A 2411-nucleotide genomic window follows, 5' to 3' on the forward strand; every position below is an offset into this window, starting at 1 on the left:
GTGTAGCGCACCGGCGCGCCCGTCGGCCGCTGGGCGACCAGGTCGACGCCCTTGCTCGACGTGCCCGCGAGCAGGCGGTTGGCGGCGGCGACGACCTCGGGGGTGGAGCGGTAGTTGCGCACCAGCTCGACCGACGTCGCGTCGGGGAACTTGGTGGTGAAGTCGCGCAGGTAGGCCGCGTTGGCGCCGGCGAAGGAGTAGATGGTCTGCGCCGGGTCGCCCACGACGCAGAGCTCGTCACGGCCGCCCAGCCACAGGTCGAGCAGAGCCGACTGCAGCGGTGAGACGTCCTGGAACTCGTCGACGACGAGCCACTTGTACTGCCGGCGGACCTGGGCCGYGACAGCCTCCTCCTCGGCGAGGAGCCCGGCCGCGAACAGCAGGACGTCCTCCATGTCCATCCGACCCTGGCCGCGCTTGACCTCCTCGTAACCCTCGAAGACCCGGCCCACCGTCTCCGGGTCGAGGCTGGAGACGGAGCGACCCCGGGTCGGGGCGATCCTGGCGTAGTCGTCGGGACCGACGTTGCTGACCTTGGCCCACTCGATCTCGCTGGCGAGGTCGCGCAGCAGCGCCTGGTCGGCGTTGATGCGCTGGCGGCGCGCGGCCTGGGCCAGCAGGCCGATCTTGGACTCGATCAGGTTGGGCAGCTCGTGGCCGTGGACGCGCGGCCAGAAGTAGCGCAGCTGGCGCAGGGCCGCGGAGTGGAACGTGCGCGCCTGGACGCCGCCGGCGCCCAGCCCCCGCAGCCGCCCGCGCATCTCACCGGCCGCCCGGGTCGTGAAGGTGACCGCGAGGACCTCGGTGGGGACGTAGAGGCCGGTGGCGACGCCGTAGGCGATGCGGTGGGTGATCGCGCGGGTCTTGCCCGTGCCCGCTCCCGCCAGCACCCGCACGGGGCCGCGCAGCGCCTCGGCGACCCGGCGCTGCTCGGGGTCGAGCGCGTCCAGGAGGTCGGTAGGGGCGGGCATGCGGTGGAACAACTCCTGCGCGTGGTTGGTTGGACTCGGCGAACACCGAAACCCTAGACGTCAGGACCGACACCCATGACCTTCACGATGTACAGCACCCCCTGGTGCGGCTACTGCCACCGGCTCCGCGGCCAGCTCGACCGGGAGGGCATCGCCTACTCGGTGGTCGACATCGAGCAGCAGCCCGACGCCGCGCTGATCGTCGAGCAGGCCAACAACGGCAACCAGACCGTCCCGACCCTGGTCTTCGCCGACGGCTCGGCGCAGACCAACCCGAGCCTGGCCCAGGTCAAGGAGAAGCTCGCCGCCCTGGCGTGAGCGCCGGGGCCCCGGTCCCCCCGCCGGCTCACCAGCCGCCGGGCAGCGGGGCGCCGTACCAGTCCTCGATCAGCGAGGACGAGATGGAGATGCCCGCGGGGATGAGCACCTCGCCGGACTCGCAGCCCGCGCGGAGCTCCTCGCGGGTGAACCAGCGGGCCTCGGTGATCTCGGCGCCGTCGACGTCGATGTCGGTGGTGGTGGCGACGCCCCGGAAGCCGATCATCAGGCTCGCCGGCAGCGGCCACGGCTGGTTGCCGAAGTAGGCGACGCGGCCGACGGTGACACCGACCTCCTCCAGCACCTCACGGCGTACGGCGTCCTCGAAGGTCTCCCCCGGCTCGACGAACCCGGCCAGGGTGGAGTAGCGGCCCTCGGGCCACACGGCCTGGTGCCCCAGGAGCAGGCGCTCGTCGGCCGAGCCGGGTGTGCCGTGGGTGATCGCCATGATCACGGCCGGGTCGGTGCGCGGGAACTGGCGGCGTCCGCACCCGGTGCACTCGAGCTCGTGACCGGCGTGCCGCGACTCGAGCGCGGAGCCGCAGCGCGGGCAGTGCCGGGTCACCCAGTGCCACTCGGCCAGGCCGACGGCGTGGAAGAGCCAGGGGGCGGAGCCCGGGTCGGCGACCAGCGTGGGCAGCATCCCGCGCAGCGGCACCCACTCGTCACGATCGCCCGCGACGTCCTGGGGGTCGGCCAGCACGGCGAAGCGTGTCTCCCCGTCCCGCTCGCCGAGCAGCACCCGCGTCCCCGGCGGGGCCTCGTGGGCAGTCACCCAGCCGGCGTCGCCGTCCACGGGACGCAGCCGGTTGCCGGCGATGACCAGGACCCGGGTGCCGGGGTCGGCCCACCGCTCGTCGAGCCAGGCGTCGTCGGTACGACGCTCGCCCACGCGGTTGTGCGCGTGGGCGGAGAGGGCGAGGTGCGGGAGGCTGCGCTGGGGCTCGGCGTCGTTCACGACCGCCACGCTACTGGCGGTCGTGTCGTCGTTAGGGTCGTGGCCATGAGCACCCACATCGGCGCTGCACCCGGCGAGATCGCCCCCGTCGTCCTGATGCCCGGCGACCCGCTCCGGGCCAGGTGGATCGCGGAGACCTTCCTCGACGACGCCGACTGCTACAC

The 2411-nt window shown here is 73.2% G+C and carries 3 protein-coding genes; 1 reads left to right on the top strand and 2 read right to left on the bottom strand.

Annotated features, from left to right (window positions below; translation table 11 throughout):
* The coding region (locus ACXJKL_RS19345; RefSeq protein WP_457208626.1) for an ATP-dependent helicase at positions 1 to 971 on the bottom strand (971 nt) is incomplete at its 3' end.
* Between the two features lie 75 nt (positions 972 to 1046).
* Here ACXJKL_RS19345 and ACXJKL_RS19350 point away from each other — a divergent pair.
* The gene (locus tag ACXJKL_RS19350; protein WP_457208627.1) at positions 1047 to 1289 is read left to right on the top strand and encodes a mycoredoxin; all 243 of its coding nucleotides are present in this window, start codon (positions 1047 to 1049) and stop codon (positions 1287 to 1289) included.
* Positions 1290 to 1317: 28 nt separating this feature from the next.
* Here the strand turns inward: ACXJKL_RS19350 and nudC are convergent, their stop codons facing one another.
* Positions 1318 to 2247, bottom strand: coding sequence for an NAD(+) diphosphatase (nudC, locus tag ACXJKL_RS19355; RefSeq protein ID WP_457208628.1), 930 nt, complete (start codon positions 2245 to 2247; stop codon positions 1318 to 1320).
* Positions 2248 to 2411 lie beyond the last annotated feature (164 nt).

The organism is Nocardioides sp. P5_C9_2 (assembly GCF_054049555.1).